Source organism: Nocardia sp. JCM 38205 (assembly GCF_058222935.1).
Map to the genome: position 1 here is coordinate 452,871 of NZ_JBYHFL010000006.1, position 14,047 is coordinate 466,917.

Consider the following 14,047-nt stretch of genomic DNA (forward strand, 5'->3'; position numbering starts at 1 on the left):
ACGGCACCGGGTAAGCGGGGAGCATGTCCCCTGTGATCGAGGACCATTTCGTGCTGCCCCGCCCCCGCGGCCCGCTGTCGGAGGCCGTCATGCGGACCTTGCGCGGGCAGCCGGGCAACCCGGTGCCGCCTGCTGGCCATGTCGATCCGTACAGCGATGACCTGCACCTGGCCCTGCATACCTGCTACGAGCTGCACTATCACGGTTTCGACGGGGTGGATCCGGACTGGGAATGGGATCCGGGGCTGCTGCGGCTGCGTGCCGAACTCGAGCGGGCCTGGTCGGAGGCGCTACACGATGACGTCCCCGGCGGCGACGACCTCGACGGAGAACTCGAGTATCTGCTCACCGCACCGGTGGACGCCCCGGGTGTGGCCAGGCATCTGCACGAACATCCCGATTGGACACACCTGCGTGAATACTTCGTGCACCGCTCGATCTACCACCACAAAGAAGCCGACCCGTACGCCTGGGTGATTCCGCGGCTGCGCGGCCAGGCCAAGGCATCGCTGGTGGCGGTGGAGTTCGACGAGTTCGGCGGCGGGCGCGGCGAGCGAGTTCATGCCCGGCTGTTCGCCGACCTCCTCGAAGGAGCCGGACTGGATTCCGGCTACCTGCACTATCTCGACGCGGTGCCAACGCCGATGATCGCGCTGGTCAACACGATGTCGCTGTTCGGGCTGCACCGGAAGTGGCGCGGGGCGCTGGTCGGGCACTTCGCCACCGTGGAGATCACCTCACCGCCGGGATCTGCGCGGCTGGTGCAGATCTTGGAACAGATGGGCGCCGATCCGGCCTGTGTGCTGTTCTACCGCGAGCATGTCGAGGCCGACGCGGTCCACGAGCAGGTCATGCGTGACGGCGTCATCGGCGATCTGGCGGCCCGCGAACCCGCCCTTGTTCCGTCCATCGTCTTCGGCATCCAGGCGACGAATCTGCTCGAGGATCGCTTCGGTGATCATGTGGTGGATAGCTGGCGCGCCGGGCGCAGTTCGCTGCTCGATCCATCGGTCCTGCCGAGCGCGCCGACGACCAGCGAGAATGACCCGGCGTAAACGGGATATCCCCCTCGCATGAGACTCATCAGCGCCCCCGGCGTCTACCGCCCCCAGGCCGACTCGTGGCTGCTCGCCCGCGCAATGACCGAGGCCGGCCTGGCACCCGGCGGGCGGGTGCTCGACCTGTGCACCGGCACCGGCGCCGTCGCGATCGCCGCCGCCAAGGCCGGCGCCGCCTCGGTGACCGCGGTCGACATCTCGCGCGCGGCCGTGCTCTCGGCCTGGCTCAACATCCGGCTACGCAGGCTGGCCGTGGAGCTGGTGCACGGTGACTTCCGCACCGTCATGCACAACCGCCGGTTCGATGTGGTGCTGGCGAACCCGCCGTATGTTCCGGTCGCCGACGGTGCCAGGTCCCGGTTGGGCGCACAGGCGTGGGACGCCGGCCATCACGGCCGGGACCTGCTCGACCCGCTGTGCGCCCGGCTGCCGAGTCTGCTGGACCTCAATGGCGTCGCCCTGCTGGTGCAGTCGGCGATCAGCGGACCGAATATCACAGTGTCGCGGTTGAAGGCCGGCGGATTGAAGGCGGCCGTGGTGGCCCGCACACACATCCCGTTCGGGCCCGTCATGCGCTCGCGGGCGCCGTGGCTGGCCGAGCAGGGACTCATCGAACCCGGTCAGCGACATGAGGAACTGGTGGTGATTCGTGCCGACCGAACCAAGCCCTGAGCCCACCCGCGTGCGGTTCACCGCAGACGGCCCCGCGCTCGTCGACGGCCCCGTCGAACTGACCACCGCCGATGGACGCACCGTGCGCTCCGACAGATTTCAAGTCGCGATCTGCCTGTGCAAACGGTCCAAGTGCTACCCGTTGTGCGACACGAGCCATCGCAGGCACCGGCGGGAGTGACCTGTCGCCCATCTTCACGGCGGTGATCTCGTGGTCGGCGCGACATCGTCGGCGCGCTGATCGCGAGCGACACCGCCTGTCCGGGCGCTCACGCGGCCGGGACATCACCGGTCGGGCCGAGCCGACGCCGTTGTCGAGCTGTCCTGCTCCGACCGGCATTCATGCGGTTCCCCCCGGGGGGCCGGTGCCGTTTTCTCGACAACCGGCCCTGCCTACAGTCGCGTAATTCCCTGTCCGACCGGCGCGAAACCGACGTTCGCGCCGGGCTTCACCCGCGTCGAGCCGCGGTCTTCCGGCGATTGGTCTTCTCGATGGCGTCGATCAATTCGGACTTGGTCATCTTCCAGCGGCCGGTGATCTCCAGCCGTCCCGCGACGTTGATCAGGTGCTTTTTGGTCGCGTTGGCGTTCACGCCCTCGGCGGTATCGCCCTTCGCGTTCGGCCCGCCGCTCGCGGCCCGTTCGTCGGAGGGCCCGCGGCGTTCCTTCGGCTCCCAATGGTCGCCGACCTTCTCATAGCTGTGCTTGAGCGCGCTGTAGGCCACCCGGTGCGCACGGGATTCGCTGCCGTACTCCTCGAGCGCGGCGTCGTGGGCCTTGGCGAAGGTTCGCTGCGCCTTCTCACTCGAGCGCGCCACCGTGCTCGGCAACTCCGAGCGCTTGGCCTCGCCACGTGCGGTTGTCTTCGGCATCGCAGAGCTCCTTCCTGAGCTTCCGGCGTCCGGCCGGGCGTCGCCGGCCGACCGCTCCGCTATCGATGACGTACCCGGTGCACCACCGCCGAATCGCCGGGCCGCGGCGTTACGGTGATCGGTGAGCCCGGTTCGAGGTCCTCGACCGCTTGCATGAGCGGGTTCGCTGCGGGTACGCCGCAACCAGGTCCCCGGACCATCGCAGGTGAACACAGAGGAACGCTATGCCGGTACGTCGCACACACTCCACGGGCAATGCCCGGCCGCGGCGTCCGGGCCATCGACGCGGCTCCACGCCCGCGGGCGCCGATCACGACACCTGGAACTGGCATGCCCGGGCCGAGACCCCCACGCAGCGGCTGGACCGCAATTGGGCGCATCTGCTGCAGGAGCTGCGGGTATTGCAGACCGGCGTGCAATTGCTGACCGGTTTCCTGATGATCCTGCCGTTCCAGTCCTCGTTCGATGCCCTCGATTCCGGTATGCGAGCGGTGTATCTGGTCACCGCGGGCGCGGCGGTGGGCGGCACCATCTTCCTGGTGGCTCCGGTCTCCTGGCATCGGCTGCTGTTCCGCAGGCACCGGTTGCAGACCATCGTCACCGCGGCGCACCGGTGCACGCTGGCCGGTCTGGCACTGCTCGGGGTGGCGATGTGCGGGGTGACGACGCTGATCGTCGATGTGGTCGTCGGGCCGGTCGCTGCCATCGTCACCGGAGTGGCGACAGCGGTGGTGTTCGTCGTGGTGTGGCTGGTGGCGCCGATGCGCAGGCGGTTGAGCGTGATGCGGGGCGACGCCGCTCCGCGCAACGGTCGCCGGGCTGCCTCGTAGACCAGCAACGGACCCGGCGCGCATACGTTCCGGAGGGGTGCGGGGCGTGGCGACGCCGGGTCCGGATCAGCCGCTAGCGGCTGCGACCGTCGGGTGGGCGGCGGTCAGTGGCCGCCATGGCTGTGCTGCCCACCGCGTGCCTTCGCTTCGGTCGGCTGAGCTTGGGCGCCCTTGCGACCGGCCTGGCTCGGATCGGCGGCGTTGCGCTCGCCGAAGCTACCCGTGCTGGCCTGACCGCCGCGGCGGGCCTGCTCCTCCGTGTCCGGACGATTGCCGAACTGCCCAGGATTCTTGGAGTCTGCCATCTCGTACTCCTTTCTGGTCTGAGACCGTCACCGGCCTCGAGGGGTGCGATTCCCGGTCCGTCACGGACTAATCGCCGATGCCCCGACTTTTTCTCGCCGATCTCCACCGGCGAACCGGTTGTCCGGCACCAGGTCTCGCGGCCGACGAATGACCTGCGCGGATACGGGTAGCCCGGCATCATGCGCGCGCTCACCGTGGATCCGGCCCGCCCAGAATCACTGCGCCTGGACGAGCTGCCCGACCCCGAACCCGGCCCGGGCGAACTTCTGGTCGATGGACTCGCGGTAGGTGTGTGCGGCACCGACCGGGACATCGCCGACGGCGCCTACGGCACGCCGCCACCGGGCAAAGACCGGCTGATCCTCGGCCATGAATCCCTCGGCCGGGTCCGCAGCGCACCGGACGGCTCGGATTTCTCCGCCGGAGATCTCGTCGTCGGAGTCGTGCGCCGCCCCGACCCGGTGCCGTGCGAGGCCTGCGCCCGCGGCGAATTCGACAACTGCCGCAACGGCCGCTACACCGAACGCGGCATCAAGGAGCTCGACGGGTACGGCGCCGAACAGTGGTGTGTGGACCCGGAATACGCGGTGACGCTGGATCCGCGGCTGGCGCGGGTCGGCGTGCTACTGGAACCGGCCAGCGTGGTCGCCAAGGCCTGGGAGCAGGTCGAACGCATCGGTGAGCGCGGCTGGTTCGCGCCGTCGCGGGTGCTGGTAACCGGTGCCGGGCCGATCGGCCTGCTCGCCGCCCTGCTCGGCAGCCGGCGCGGCCTCGACGTGCACGTGCTCGATCGGGTCGAGCACGGCGCGAAACCGCGCCTGGTCCGCGATCTCGGCGCCACCTACCACCACGGCGACGCCGCCGCGGTCGCCGAGAGCCTGCGCCCCGACATCATCATCGAGGCCACCGGCGCGAACCAGGTGGTCTTCGCCGCCATGGGCAATACCGCCCCGTTCGGGGTGGTGTGCCTGACCGGAGTGTCGCCGGTGGGCCGGTTGATCGAGGTCGACGCCGGCGCTGTGCACCGCGACATCGTGCTGGAAAACGACGTGGTGGTCGGCTCCGTCAATGCCAACCTGCGCCACTACCGTCTCGCCGCCGACGCACTCGCCGCCGCCGACCCGGCCTGGCTCGACGGCCTCATCACCCGCCGCCTGCCACTGACGAAGTTCGCCGACGCGTTCACCCCCGACCCCGATGACGTGAAGGTCGTCATCGCCCTCGATGAGCACTGACCGCTGAGAAAGGACATCACCATGGGCTTTCCCGAACAGCAGCAAAAGGTCCCCGGCATCCAGTCGCAGATGCAGCCGCGCCCGGACTGCGGGGAGGACAGCTACCGCGGCTCGGGCAAGATGACCGGTAAGGCCGCCGTCGTCACCGGCGCCGACAGCGGAATCGGCCGAGCGGTCGCCATCGCCTTCGCCCGCGAGGGCGCCGATGTGCTCATCTCCTATCTGGACGAGCACGAGGACGCGCAGGAGGTGGCGCAGCTGGTGGAGCAAGCGGGCCGTCGCGCCGAGCTGGTGCCGGGCGATCTGGCCGATCCCGATCACTGCCGCACCGTCATCGAGCACGCCGTGCGCGAATTCGGGCACATCGATGTGCTGGTCAGCAATGCCGCCTACCAGATGACCCACGAAACCCTGGAGGAGATCAGCGCCGAGGAATTCGACTACACCTTCCGCGTCAACGTCGGCGCCTACTTCCATCTGGTCAAGGCCGCGGTCCCGCATATGCCGCCGGGCTCGTCGATCATCGGCAGCTCCTCGGTCAATTCCGATATGCCCTCCCCGACGCTGGCCCCCTACGCCGCGACCAAGGCGGCCATCGCCAACTTCTCGGCCAGCCTCGCCCAACTGCTGGGCGACAAGGGAATCCGGGTCAACAGCGTGGCGCCCGGCCCGATCTGGACGCCGCTCATCCCGTCGACCATGCCGGTGGAGAAGGTCACCGCCTTCGGCGACGACGTCCCCCTCGGCCGCGCCGGCCAGCCCGCCGAACTGGCCGCCGCCTACGTCTTATTGGCCTGTGACGACGGCAGCTACATCTCCGGTGCCCGCCTCGCCGTCACCGGCGGCAGGCCCATCCTCTGACTCCTGCGGCCCACTGAGAAACGTTCGCCGCAAGGCGGATTCGGTGTGCCGCAACCACAGTGCCTGGACCGGGGCGACCGGTGGCTGATCGATCCGGCGGACCACTGTCTGCCCGTGGTGGTAGGTGCCCGGTTCGGCGGTGACGAAGGCGAAGCAGTCGGTGCCGATCACGGCGGTCGTCGGCGCCGTGCCCTGGATGTGGTTGACGACGACGGACGGCTCGAACCCGGCGCGCCGGCAGATCGACAGCAGATAATCGGCATAGAAGGACGTACCGGGCGGGCCCCACACGATGAGCCGTTCACCGGCGAGCTGATCCATCCGCAGCGAAGTGTGCGCAGCCAGCGGATGAGCGGCGGCCACAGCCACATGCAACGGCGTGTAGGCGATGACGGCGGCGGCGACGTCCTCGGGCGTTGTGGCGCCGCGCCGCAACGCCACGTCGGCCGCCCCCTCGCGCAGGGCGGCGACCAGTTCGTCCGGGAAACACTGGCGCGCGGTGATCGACGCGTCCGGGAAGGCCGCGCGGACACCCGCGGTCAGATCGAACACTTCCTCGGATGAGATCGCGGGGGTGTGGGCGATCACCAGCTGCGCCCGCTCGCCATGCGCGGCCTGTCTGGTCGACCGGGCCAGCGCGGCCGCCGCGTCGATCACCGGCCTGGCGCCCGCGTGCAGCGCCGCACCGGCCGCGGTCAGCGAGATCCGACGGCCCGAACGGTGCAGCAGCCGCACCCCGAGATCGCGTTCGAGGGTCTTGATGGTGCTGCTCACCGCCTGCTGAGTGAGATGCAGTTCGGCCGCGGCCCGGCTCATGTTCATGTGCTCGGCGACGGCAAGGAACTGGCGGAGTCGGCGGGGGTCGAGCACGTCATCAGGCATCCTGCCAGGCTAACAAGTGTTGCTTGTGAAACTACGGCGAAGATCTGTTTTTCATTTGTCACGTTCGGTCATAGCGTCGGTGTCGACACCACTTCCCGAACAAGTGAGGACACCACGATGACCGACAAACTGGCCGGCAAATCCGCCATCGTCGCCGCGGGCGCGAAGAACCTGGGCGGCCTGATCAGCACCACACTCGCCGAGCAGGGCGCCGACATTCTGGTGCACTACAACAGCGCGAGCACCGAGGCCGATGCCGAGAAGACCGTGGCCGCGGTCGAAGCCGCGGGCGCGAAAGCGATCACCTTCCAGGGCGATCTCACTGTGCCCGCGACGGTGACCGCGATGTTCGACGCGGCCGTGGCAGCTTTCGGCACGGTCGACATCGCGGTGAACACCGTCGGCAAGGTGTTGCGTAAACCGATCATCGACGTCACCGAGGCCGAGTACGACTCGATGTTCGACATCAACGCCAAGGCCGCCTATTTCTTCTTGCAGGAGGCGGGCAAGCGGCTCGCCGACGGCGGACGCATCGTCACCGTTGTCACCTCGCTGCTGGCCGCGTTCACCGATGGCTACTCCACCTACGCCGGCGCGAAAAGCCCGGTCGAGCACTTCACCCGCGCCGCTGCCAAGGAGTTCGCCGCGCGCGGCATCGCGGTCAACAATGTGGCACCGGGCCCGATGGACACCCCGTTCTTCTATCCGCAGGAAACTCCCGAGCGCGTGGAGTTCCACAAGTCGCAGGCGATGGGCGGACGGCTGACCCGCATCGAGGACATCGCGCCGCTGGTGGAATTCCTCGTCACCGACGGTGGCTGGGTCACCGGGCAGACCATCTTCGCCAACGGCGGCTACACCACCCGCTGATCCGGCGCCCCGGTAGCGGTGGGTAAGAGCCGTCGCAGCACATCGGTGATGGTGATCAGCCCGACCGGTTCGCCGGTCGGGCCGCCGGTCACCACCGCCAGATGGGTACGGGTTTCGCGCATGGTGCGCAGCGCCTCGTAAATGGGCATGGTCGCCGACAGGGTCAGCACCGGGCGCATCAGCTCGGCCGCCGTGGCCTCCGGTGTGGCAGTGAGGCTGTCGCGCACGTGCACGACCCCGCGGAAACCGTCACCGTCACGCACCAGCAGCCGCAGGTGGCCGGTAGTGCGAGACATCGCTCGGATCGCCTCCCGATGTGCGTCGGGTGCGACCGCATCGGGGTCGGCCTCCCGGCGCATGAGGTCGCCGACGGACAGTTGTTCCAGCTCGAGCGCGCTGATCAGGTTGCCGCGATAACGTTCGTCGAGGGTGCCTGCGGTAGCCGAATGTTCGACGAGATGACGCAATGCCGCCGGGTCCTGCCCGGAATCCACTTCGTCGACCGGCGTCACCCCGACGCGGCGCAGGCACCGGTTCGCCATCTGATTCAGCAGTTTCAGCAGCGGCCTGGTGACCGCCATGAAGGCGCGCATCGGAATCGCCAGCACCGTGGCCGAACGCTCGGGATGCGCGATCGCCCACGACTTGGGCGCCATCTCACCCACCACCAGATGCAGGAAGGTGACGATCACCAGGGCCAGCACGAACCCGGCGGCATCGGCGGCCCACAACGGCGCGCCGAGACGCTCGAACAACGGCGTGAGCCAGTGGTGCACGGCAGGTTTGGTGACCGCGCCCAGCGCCAGCGTGCAGACGGTGATGCCGAGTTGCGAACCCGCGAGCAACACCGACAGTTCCGACGAACTGCGCAGTGCGGCGCGGGCGGCGGAGCTGGTCGCGGCGGCGTCTTCGAGGCGGTGCCGCCGCGCCGCGATCAGCGCGAACTCGACCGCGACGAAGAAGGCGCTGGCCGCGATCAAGGCGGTTGTGACAGCCGCGACAACCCATGGATTACTCATCCTCGGCCGCCTTCCGCTCGATCCGCAGATTCACGAACACCGACGCGGGCACATGCTTGGCCACCGCCCTGACCTCCGCCCGCACAGTGCGCTCGACCGAACCGTGCTCATCGATGTAGTCGGCGCCGCTGGGTTCGAGCGCGATCTCTATCCGAGTGCCCGGATCCGGAAGGCCGCCGTATGCGGAAATGACGAGCCCGGCGATCGTTTCGTAGTCACCGGCGGGCAGCTCGACGTCGAGCACGCGCTCGACCTCGTCCAGGTGCACATCACCCGCGACGAGCCAGCCATCGGACTCGGCGACGATGGCGGTATCGGGGCCGATGTCGTGTTCGTCGGCGATCTCACCGACCAGTTCCTCGGCGATGTCCTCGATCGTGACGATGCCGGCGAAACCACCGTATTCGTCGACTACCAGCGCCATCTCGTCGCCGGCCGCATCCAGCTGCGCGACGACCTCGGGTAAGGCCAGTGAGCCGGGAACCACGACCGCCTCGCGCAGGTGCTGAGCGGCGGTCCCCTCGGCGGAGCCGTCGAGCAGGTCGTGCAGGTGGATGATGCCGCGCAGGTCGTCACTCGAGGTCCCGACAACCGGGTACCGGGTATGGCCGGTACCCATGCGGGCCAGTACGTCGTCGACCGGGTCGTCGATGTGCACGGTGTCGACACGCGAACGCGGGATCATGGCGTGCTCGGCATCGGCGGTCGGGAAGTCCAGGATCCGGTCGAGCAGCGTCGACAATTCGTGCGGCAGTTCGCCGGCGTCCCGCGAGGTGGCGACGATGTGCTCGAGGTCGCGCGGAGTGGCCGAGTGCTCCACGTCGTGCACCGGTTCGATCCGCAGTGCGCGCAGCAACAGATTCGACGACTGGTCGAACAACCGGATCAGCCAGCCGAACAGCTTCAGATAGACCGTGGTGGACATGGCAAGCCGGCGCGCCACCGGTTCGGGCCTGGCGATGGCGAGGTTCTTCGGGAACAGCTCACCGAAGAGCATTTGCACAAGTGTGGAGAACGCGATCGCCAGCACCGCGCCGACCGCGATGCCGGCACCCGCGGGCACCCCGGTCCCGCCGAGCAATTCGCCGAGCCCGCGCCCGATCAACGGTTCGGCGACGTAACCGACGAGCAGGCCGGTGACGGTGATGCCGAGCTGGGCGCCGGAGAGCATGAACGAGGTCCGACGGGTGACGCCGAGCGCCCGTTCCGCCGATCTGTCACCGGCTTCGGCGCGCGCCTTCAACCGGGACCGATCGACGGCCATGTACGCGAATTCCTGGGCGACGAAATAGCCGGTGAGCGCGGTGATGAGCAGGACGACGAGGATGCCGAGCGCGATGCCGGCGACGGTCAGCATTGCCGCTGCCCCGGTCTCGGGGGGTCGTCAGGGGGCGGGCCGGGTTTTCGGCCCTTGCGCGATGCGCGTTTCATGCGTGTCTCTCCGTGGCTGGAACGACATGTGGACAAGGCGCCCGGTCGGTGCCGGGCGGGCCGCCCGATCGGGTGCCCAACGATATCGGCGGTAGGACGGGAAGCGTATGACCGACGCGTTCGGGTTCGCGGAAATGCTGCGGGCCGCATGGTTTCACACGCTCGGCGAGTCCACCCCGGCCGCGACGACTTTCAGTACCGCACAGATTCCTCGGCGTCCTCGGAAGCGGCAGCGTCTGGTTCGGTGGAATTCCGGCTCGCCAGCATTCGCTTGCCCACCTCGATGACGATCGGCAGCACCGACACCGCCACGATCAGCAGGAAGATCAGGTCGATATTGTCGCGGACCACCGCGATCTGGCCGAGCAGATAACCCAGATAGGTGACGCCCGCACCCCACAGCACGCCGCCGACGACGTTGTAGAGGGCGAAGACCGGATAACGCATGCCGGAGGCACCGGCGACCACCGGCGCGAAGGTGCGCACAATGGGCACGAAGCGGGCCAGCACAATGGTGATCGGCCCGTGCTTCTCGAAGAACGCGTGCGACTCGTCGATGTACTTCTTCTTGAACAGCCGGGCATCGTCGTTCTTGAACAGCGCGGTGCCGCCGCGTGCTCCGATGAGATACCCGACCTGATCACCAGCGATGGCAGCCAGCGGAATCAGGATCAGCAACAACCAGATCGGCGCGAACGGCTCGATCTCGGTGGATTTCGAGGCGGCGATGAGTCCTGCCGTGAACAGCAGCGAATCGCCGGGAAGCAGCGGGAACAGCAGCCCGGATTCGATGAACACGACAGCCAGCAGGCCGACCAGCATCCAGGTACCGAAGGAGTTCAGCAGGTTCACCGGGTCGAGGAATCCCGGCAGCAGCGCCAGGTGGGTGATCGACTCGGCCGACAGGTAAGTGCTCATCGAGATCCCACAGTAACACGCGCAACTGTATGGTTCGGGTAACTCATGACGCTCCACACAGGCCGGGGCCCGGCACGCGCTGTATCGTGTGACCGCCGCGCGAAAGGAGGCCCATGCCCGACACTCTGGTCCGCATCGGCGAATTGGCCGCCCGCGCGGGAGTCAGCAACCGGACCATCGACTACTACACCGGACTCGGCCTGCTCACCCCCGCCGAACGTACCGGGGGCGGCTACCGCCTCTACCACCCCCGCGACGTCGACCGTATCCACCTCATCCAGCGCCTGGAGGCCCAGGGCATCCCCCTCGACGAGATCGCGGCGGCCCTTCGAGCCCGGCCCCGAGACACCGCCGAAACCCTCGCCCAGCTCGACGGCGACCTCAAGAACCTCCAGACCGCCGCCGAATCCGCCCCCGCCGAAATCCAGGGCCTGCTCAACATCATCGCCGCGCGCGTGCACTCCCTGGTCTCGGTCGCGATAGAAATCCAGCCCACCCTCCCGCTGCTGTGAGCAGCCGGCCGAACAGCGTCGCAAGTCGTCCGCGCCACGCCCGGTTTGCGCACTGATTCGATATCGGTCGATATCGCGGTGGATGCGCGCTGTCGTCGACACAAGATTGCTGCTCAGCGCTGTCCGGGAGGTTCCCGCACAGCGGGAACCGTCGAGCTACGACGATGAACCAGCCGTAGCGTGTGCTGCGTCACGCGGCGACTCCACAGCGCGGTCGAATAGCCGGCCGGCGAAGAGCCGCGGCGTGGCCGCGCCACCCGATGTGCCGCGGACCGTCCCCGGTCACCGGCGCTTCGGCGCGAGGGGTCGGCCGACGCCGCACCGAACAGAAGAGCGATTCGCGGCGGGTTCTCCGCCGGAGGGTGCCGTCCTGCGGTCCGCCGCCGAGCGCGCGTCCACAGCGCTCATACCAGAAGAAGGAGTACACCATTGCGCACCCGTTCCGCACCCGCCCCAACGGTTGGTGACACCACCGTCGACCTGCTGGTCGTCGGCGCAGGCACCGGTATGGCCGCCGCCTTGACGGCGAACGAACTGGGGCTGTCCACCCTCATCATCGAGAAGACCGAATACGTGGGCGGTTCGACGGCGCGCTCCGGTGGCGCGTTCTGGCTGCCCGACAACCCGATCCTGCGGCAAGCGGGCGCCGGTGATTCGCAGGAACGCGCCGAGACCTACCTGCGTGCCGTGGTCGGTGATTCTGCCCCGGCCGAACGCGGCAAGGCGTTCGTCGACAATTCCGCCGCGACCGTCGAGATGATGCAGCGCTTGACGCCGATGAAGTTCTTCTGGGCCGAAGGCTATTCGGATTACCATCCGGAACTTCCGGGTGGGTCCGCGATCGGACGCACCTGCGAATGCCGGCCGTTCAACGCGTCGGTGCTCCGCGCCGAACGCCGACGGCTGCGCCCCGGCCTGATGGAAGCTCCCGTGCCGATGCCCACCACCGGCGCTGACTACAAGTGGATGAACCTGGTGGCGAGGGTGCCCAGCAAGGGCGTTCCCCGCATCCTCAAGCGGCTCGCGCAGGGCGTCGGCGGTCTGGCGCTGCGCCGCGAGTACATGGCGGGCGGTCAGGCGCTGGCGGCCGGCCTGTTCGCCGGTGTGGTGCGTGCGGGGATCCCGGTCTGGACCGAGACCAGCCTGGTCCGCCTCATCACCGAAGGTGATCGCGTCACCGGCGCCGTCGTCGCCCACGATGGCCGGGAAGTCACCGTGACCGCCCGTCGTGGTGTGGTGCTCGCCGCCGGCGGCTTCGACCACGATATGGCGATGCGGCACAAGTACCAGTCCGAGCGGCTCGGCGAGCATGAGAGCCTCGGCGCCGAAGGAAACACCGGTGACGCGATCCGGGTCGCGCAGGAGACCGGCGCGACGACCGGGTTGATGGATCAGGCCTGGTGGTTCCCGGCGGTGGCGGCGCTGCCGGGCGGAGCACCGACGGTGATGCTGGCCGAGCGTTCGCTGCCCGGCTCGTTCATCGTCGACCAGACGGGGCGCCGGTTCATCAACGAGTCCATCGATTACATGTCGTACGGGCAGCGCATCCTCGAGCGTGAGCGTGCGGGCGATCCTGTGGAGTCCGCGTGGATCGTGTTCGATCAGAAGTACCGCAACAGCTACATCTTCGCGGCCGGGTTGTTTCCGCGCCAGCCGCTGCCGCAGGCGTGGTACGAGGCCGGAATCGCCCACAAGGCCGACGATCCGGCCGAGCTCGCCCGCAAGATCGGCGTACCGGAGCACACGTTCGCCGAGACGTTCCGCCGTTTCAATGAGGACGCGATGACCGGCACCGACAGCGAGTTCCAGCGTGGCCAAAGCGCATACGACCGCTACTACGGTGATCCCACCATCCAGCCGAATCCGAATTTGCGGCCGCTGACCAGCGGACCGTTCTACGCGGTGAAGACGACCTTGAGCGATCTCGGCACCTGCGGCGGGGTTCTCGCCGACGAACGCGCGCGCGTGCTGCGTGAGGACGGCTCCGCCATCGAGGGCCTGTACGCCATCGGCAACACCGCCGCCAATGTCTTCGGCCGCACCTACCCGGGAGCGGGCGCGACGATCGGCCAGGGGCTCGTATTCGGTTACATCGCAGCACGAGACGCGGCCGGCCAGTCGTAGCAGCGCCCATCTCGACGTAAAGATATTTCGCCGCCCGGTCATTACGACCTGGGCGGCGAAATGTTTTTCGGACGCATAAATCCCTGGAAACGACGAAGGCCCCCGACCGTGGTCGGGGGCCTTCGTGAAAGGATGTTCCGGCGGTGTCCTACTCTCCCACACCCTGTCGAGTGCAGTACCATCGGCGCAGGTGGCCTTAGCTTCCGGGTTCGGAATGGGACCGGGCGTTTCCCCACCGCTATAGCCGCCGTAACTCTATGAAACTATCCACCGCGTGTGGACAGACAACCAGCCCCGTGAGGGCGGGGGTTGTTTGTCGACACACAGCATGTGTGTTGTTTCAGATACTGCACAGTGGACGCGTAGCTTCTTTGTTGGTAAGTCCTCGGCCTATTAGTACCAGTCACCTCCACCCGTTACCGGGCTTCCAGTTCTGGCCTATCAACCCCATGGTCTG

15 protein-coding genes and 2 rRNA genes are annotated in these 14,047 nt (G+C 68.0%); 9 read left to right on the forward strand and 8 right to left on the reverse strand.

Translation table 11 applies throughout. The features are described 5' to 3' along the window. Positions 1 to 23 precede the first annotated feature (23 nt). Genes AC4HOU_RS23750 through AC4HOU_RS23760 form a run of 3 tightly spaced genes read left to right on the forward strand, consistent with a single transcriptional unit; the run spans position 24 to position 1,911 of the window. Entirely contained in the window at positions 24 to 1,055 is a 1,032-nt protein-coding gene (locus AC4HOU_RS23750; RefSeq protein WP_163812423.1) for an iron-containing redox enzyme family protein, read from the forward strand. 18 nt (positions 1,056 to 1,073) lie between these two features. After that, the gene (locus AC4HOU_RS23755; RefSeq protein WP_195019210.1) at positions 1,074 to 1,730 is read left to right on the forward strand and encodes a HemK2/MTQ2 family protein methyltransferase; all 657 of its coding nucleotides are present in this window, start codon (positions 1,074 to 1,076) and stop codon (positions 1,728 to 1,730) included. A gap of 10 nt (positions 1,731 to 1,740) precedes the next feature. Further along, the gene (locus AC4HOU_RS23760; protein ID WP_163812427.1) at positions 1,741 to 1,911 is read left to right on the forward strand and encodes a CDGSH iron-sulfur domain-containing protein; all 171 of its coding nucleotides are present in this window, start codon (positions 1,741 to 1,743) and stop codon (positions 1,909 to 1,911) included. Positions 1,912 to 2,179: 268 nt separating this feature from the next. Here AC4HOU_RS23760 and AC4HOU_RS23765 read toward each other — a convergent pair whose 3' ends face one another. Beyond that, a complete protein-coding gene (locus AC4HOU_RS23765; protein WP_163812429.1) occupies positions 2,180 to 2,602 on the reverse strand; it encodes a ChaB family protein in 423 nt (140 codons plus the stop codon). Positions 2,603 to 2,826: 224 nt separating this feature from the next. On the opposite strand from AC4HOU_RS23765, the gene AC4HOU_RS23770 reads away from it, so the two are divergent. Then, positions 2,827 to 3,432, forward strand: coding sequence for a DUF6328 family protein (locus tag AC4HOU_RS23770; RefSeq protein WP_228806454.1), 606 nt, complete (start codon positions 2,827 to 2,829; stop codon positions 3,430 to 3,432). 104 nt (positions 3,433 to 3,536) lie between these two features. Here AC4HOU_RS23770 and AC4HOU_RS23775 read toward each other — a convergent pair whose 3' ends face one another. Then, a complete protein-coding gene (locus AC4HOU_RS23775) occupies positions 3,537 to 3,737 on the reverse strand; it encodes a hypothetical protein (protein ID WP_163812432.1) in 201 nt (66 codons plus the stop codon). 180 nt (positions 3,738 to 3,917) lie between these two features. Between AC4HOU_RS23775 and AC4HOU_RS23780 the strand changes: the two genes are divergently transcribed. Both AC4HOU_RS23780 and AC4HOU_RS23785 read left to right on the forward strand, forming a co-directional pair. Next, on the forward strand, positions 3,918 to 4,973 hold the full coding sequence (locus AC4HOU_RS23780) for a glucose 1-dehydrogenase (RefSeq protein ID WP_163812434.1): 1,056 nt from the start codon (positions 3,918 to 3,920) through the stop codon (positions 4,971 to 4,973). A gap of 21 nt (positions 4,974 to 4,994) precedes the next feature. Then, a complete protein-coding gene (locus AC4HOU_RS23785; protein WP_163812436.1) occupies positions 4,995 to 5,834 on the forward strand; it encodes an SDR family oxidoreductase in 840 nt (279 codons plus the stop codon). On the opposite strand, the gene AC4HOU_RS23790 is transcribed toward AC4HOU_RS23785, so the two are convergent. Continuing rightward, entirely contained in the window at positions 5,760 to 6,716 is a 957-nt protein-coding gene (locus tag AC4HOU_RS23790) for a LysR family transcriptional regulator (protein WP_195019209.1), read from the reverse strand. The two genes, AC4HOU_RS23785 and AC4HOU_RS23790, sit on opposite strands and share 75 nt — an antisense overlap. A 117-nt stretch (positions 6,717 to 6,833) precedes the next feature. Here AC4HOU_RS23790 and AC4HOU_RS23795 point away from each other — a divergent pair, with 117 nt between their 5' ends. Then, entirely contained in the window at positions 6,834 to 7,586 is a 753-nt protein-coding gene (locus AC4HOU_RS23795) for an SDR family oxidoreductase (RefSeq protein WP_163812440.1), read from the forward strand. Here the strand turns inward: AC4HOU_RS23795 and AC4HOU_RS23800 are convergent. The 3 genes from AC4HOU_RS23800 to AC4HOU_RS23810 all read right to left on the reverse strand — a co-directional run bounded on the left by AC4HOU_RS23800 (position 7,571) and on the right by AC4HOU_RS23810 (position 10,954). Then, positions 7,571 to 8,605, reverse strand: coding sequence for a hemolysin family protein (locus AC4HOU_RS23800; RefSeq protein ID WP_195019208.1), 1,035 nt, complete (start codon positions 8,603 to 8,605; stop codon positions 7,571 to 7,573). The two genes, AC4HOU_RS23795 and AC4HOU_RS23800, sit on opposite strands and share 16 nt — an antisense overlap. Continuing rightward, a complete protein-coding gene (locus tag AC4HOU_RS23805) occupies positions 8,598 to 9,962 on the reverse strand; it encodes a hemolysin family protein (protein ID WP_163812445.1) in 1,365 nt (454 codons plus the stop codon). The genes AC4HOU_RS23800 and AC4HOU_RS23805 overlap by 8 nt, the downstream gene beginning before the upstream one ends. A 266-nt stretch (positions 9,963 to 10,228) precedes the next feature. Continuing rightward, positions 10,229 to 10,954: a VTT domain-containing protein gene (locus tag AC4HOU_RS23810; RefSeq protein ID WP_194990657.1), complete on the reverse strand. Its 726-nt coding sequence runs from the start codon at positions 10,952 to 10,954 to the stop codon at positions 10,229 to 10,231. A gap of 113 nt (positions 10,955 to 11,067) precedes the next feature. Here AC4HOU_RS23810 and AC4HOU_RS23815 point away from each other — a divergent pair, with 113 nt between their 5' ends. Then, positions 11,068 to 11,466 carry a helix-turn-helix domain-containing protein gene (locus AC4HOU_RS23815; protein ID WP_163812449.1) on the forward strand — a complete coding sequence of 133 codons (399 nt, stop codon included), beginning with the start codon at positions 11,068 to 11,070 and terminating at the stop codon, positions 11,464 to 11,466. Between the two features lie 429 nt (positions 11,467 to 11,895). Further along, positions 11,896 to 13,590: a 3-ketosteroid-delta-1-dehydrogenase gene (locus tag AC4HOU_RS23820; RefSeq protein WP_195019207.1), complete on the forward strand. Its 1,695-nt coding sequence runs from the start codon at positions 11,896 to 11,898 to the stop codon at positions 13,588 to 13,590. Positions 13,591 to 13,725: 135 nt separating this feature from the next. On the opposite strand, the gene rrf is transcribed toward AC4HOU_RS23820, so the two are convergent. Together rrf and AC4HOU_RS23830 are read right to left on the reverse strand one after the other, a co-directional pair. Continuing rightward, positions 13,726 to 13,842, reverse strand: a 5S ribosomal RNA gene (gene rrf, locus AC4HOU_RS23825). Positions 13,843 to 13,963: 121 nt separating this feature from the next. Next, positions 13,964 to 14,047, reverse strand: a 23S ribosomal RNA gene (locus AC4HOU_RS23830); the annotation flags it as partial.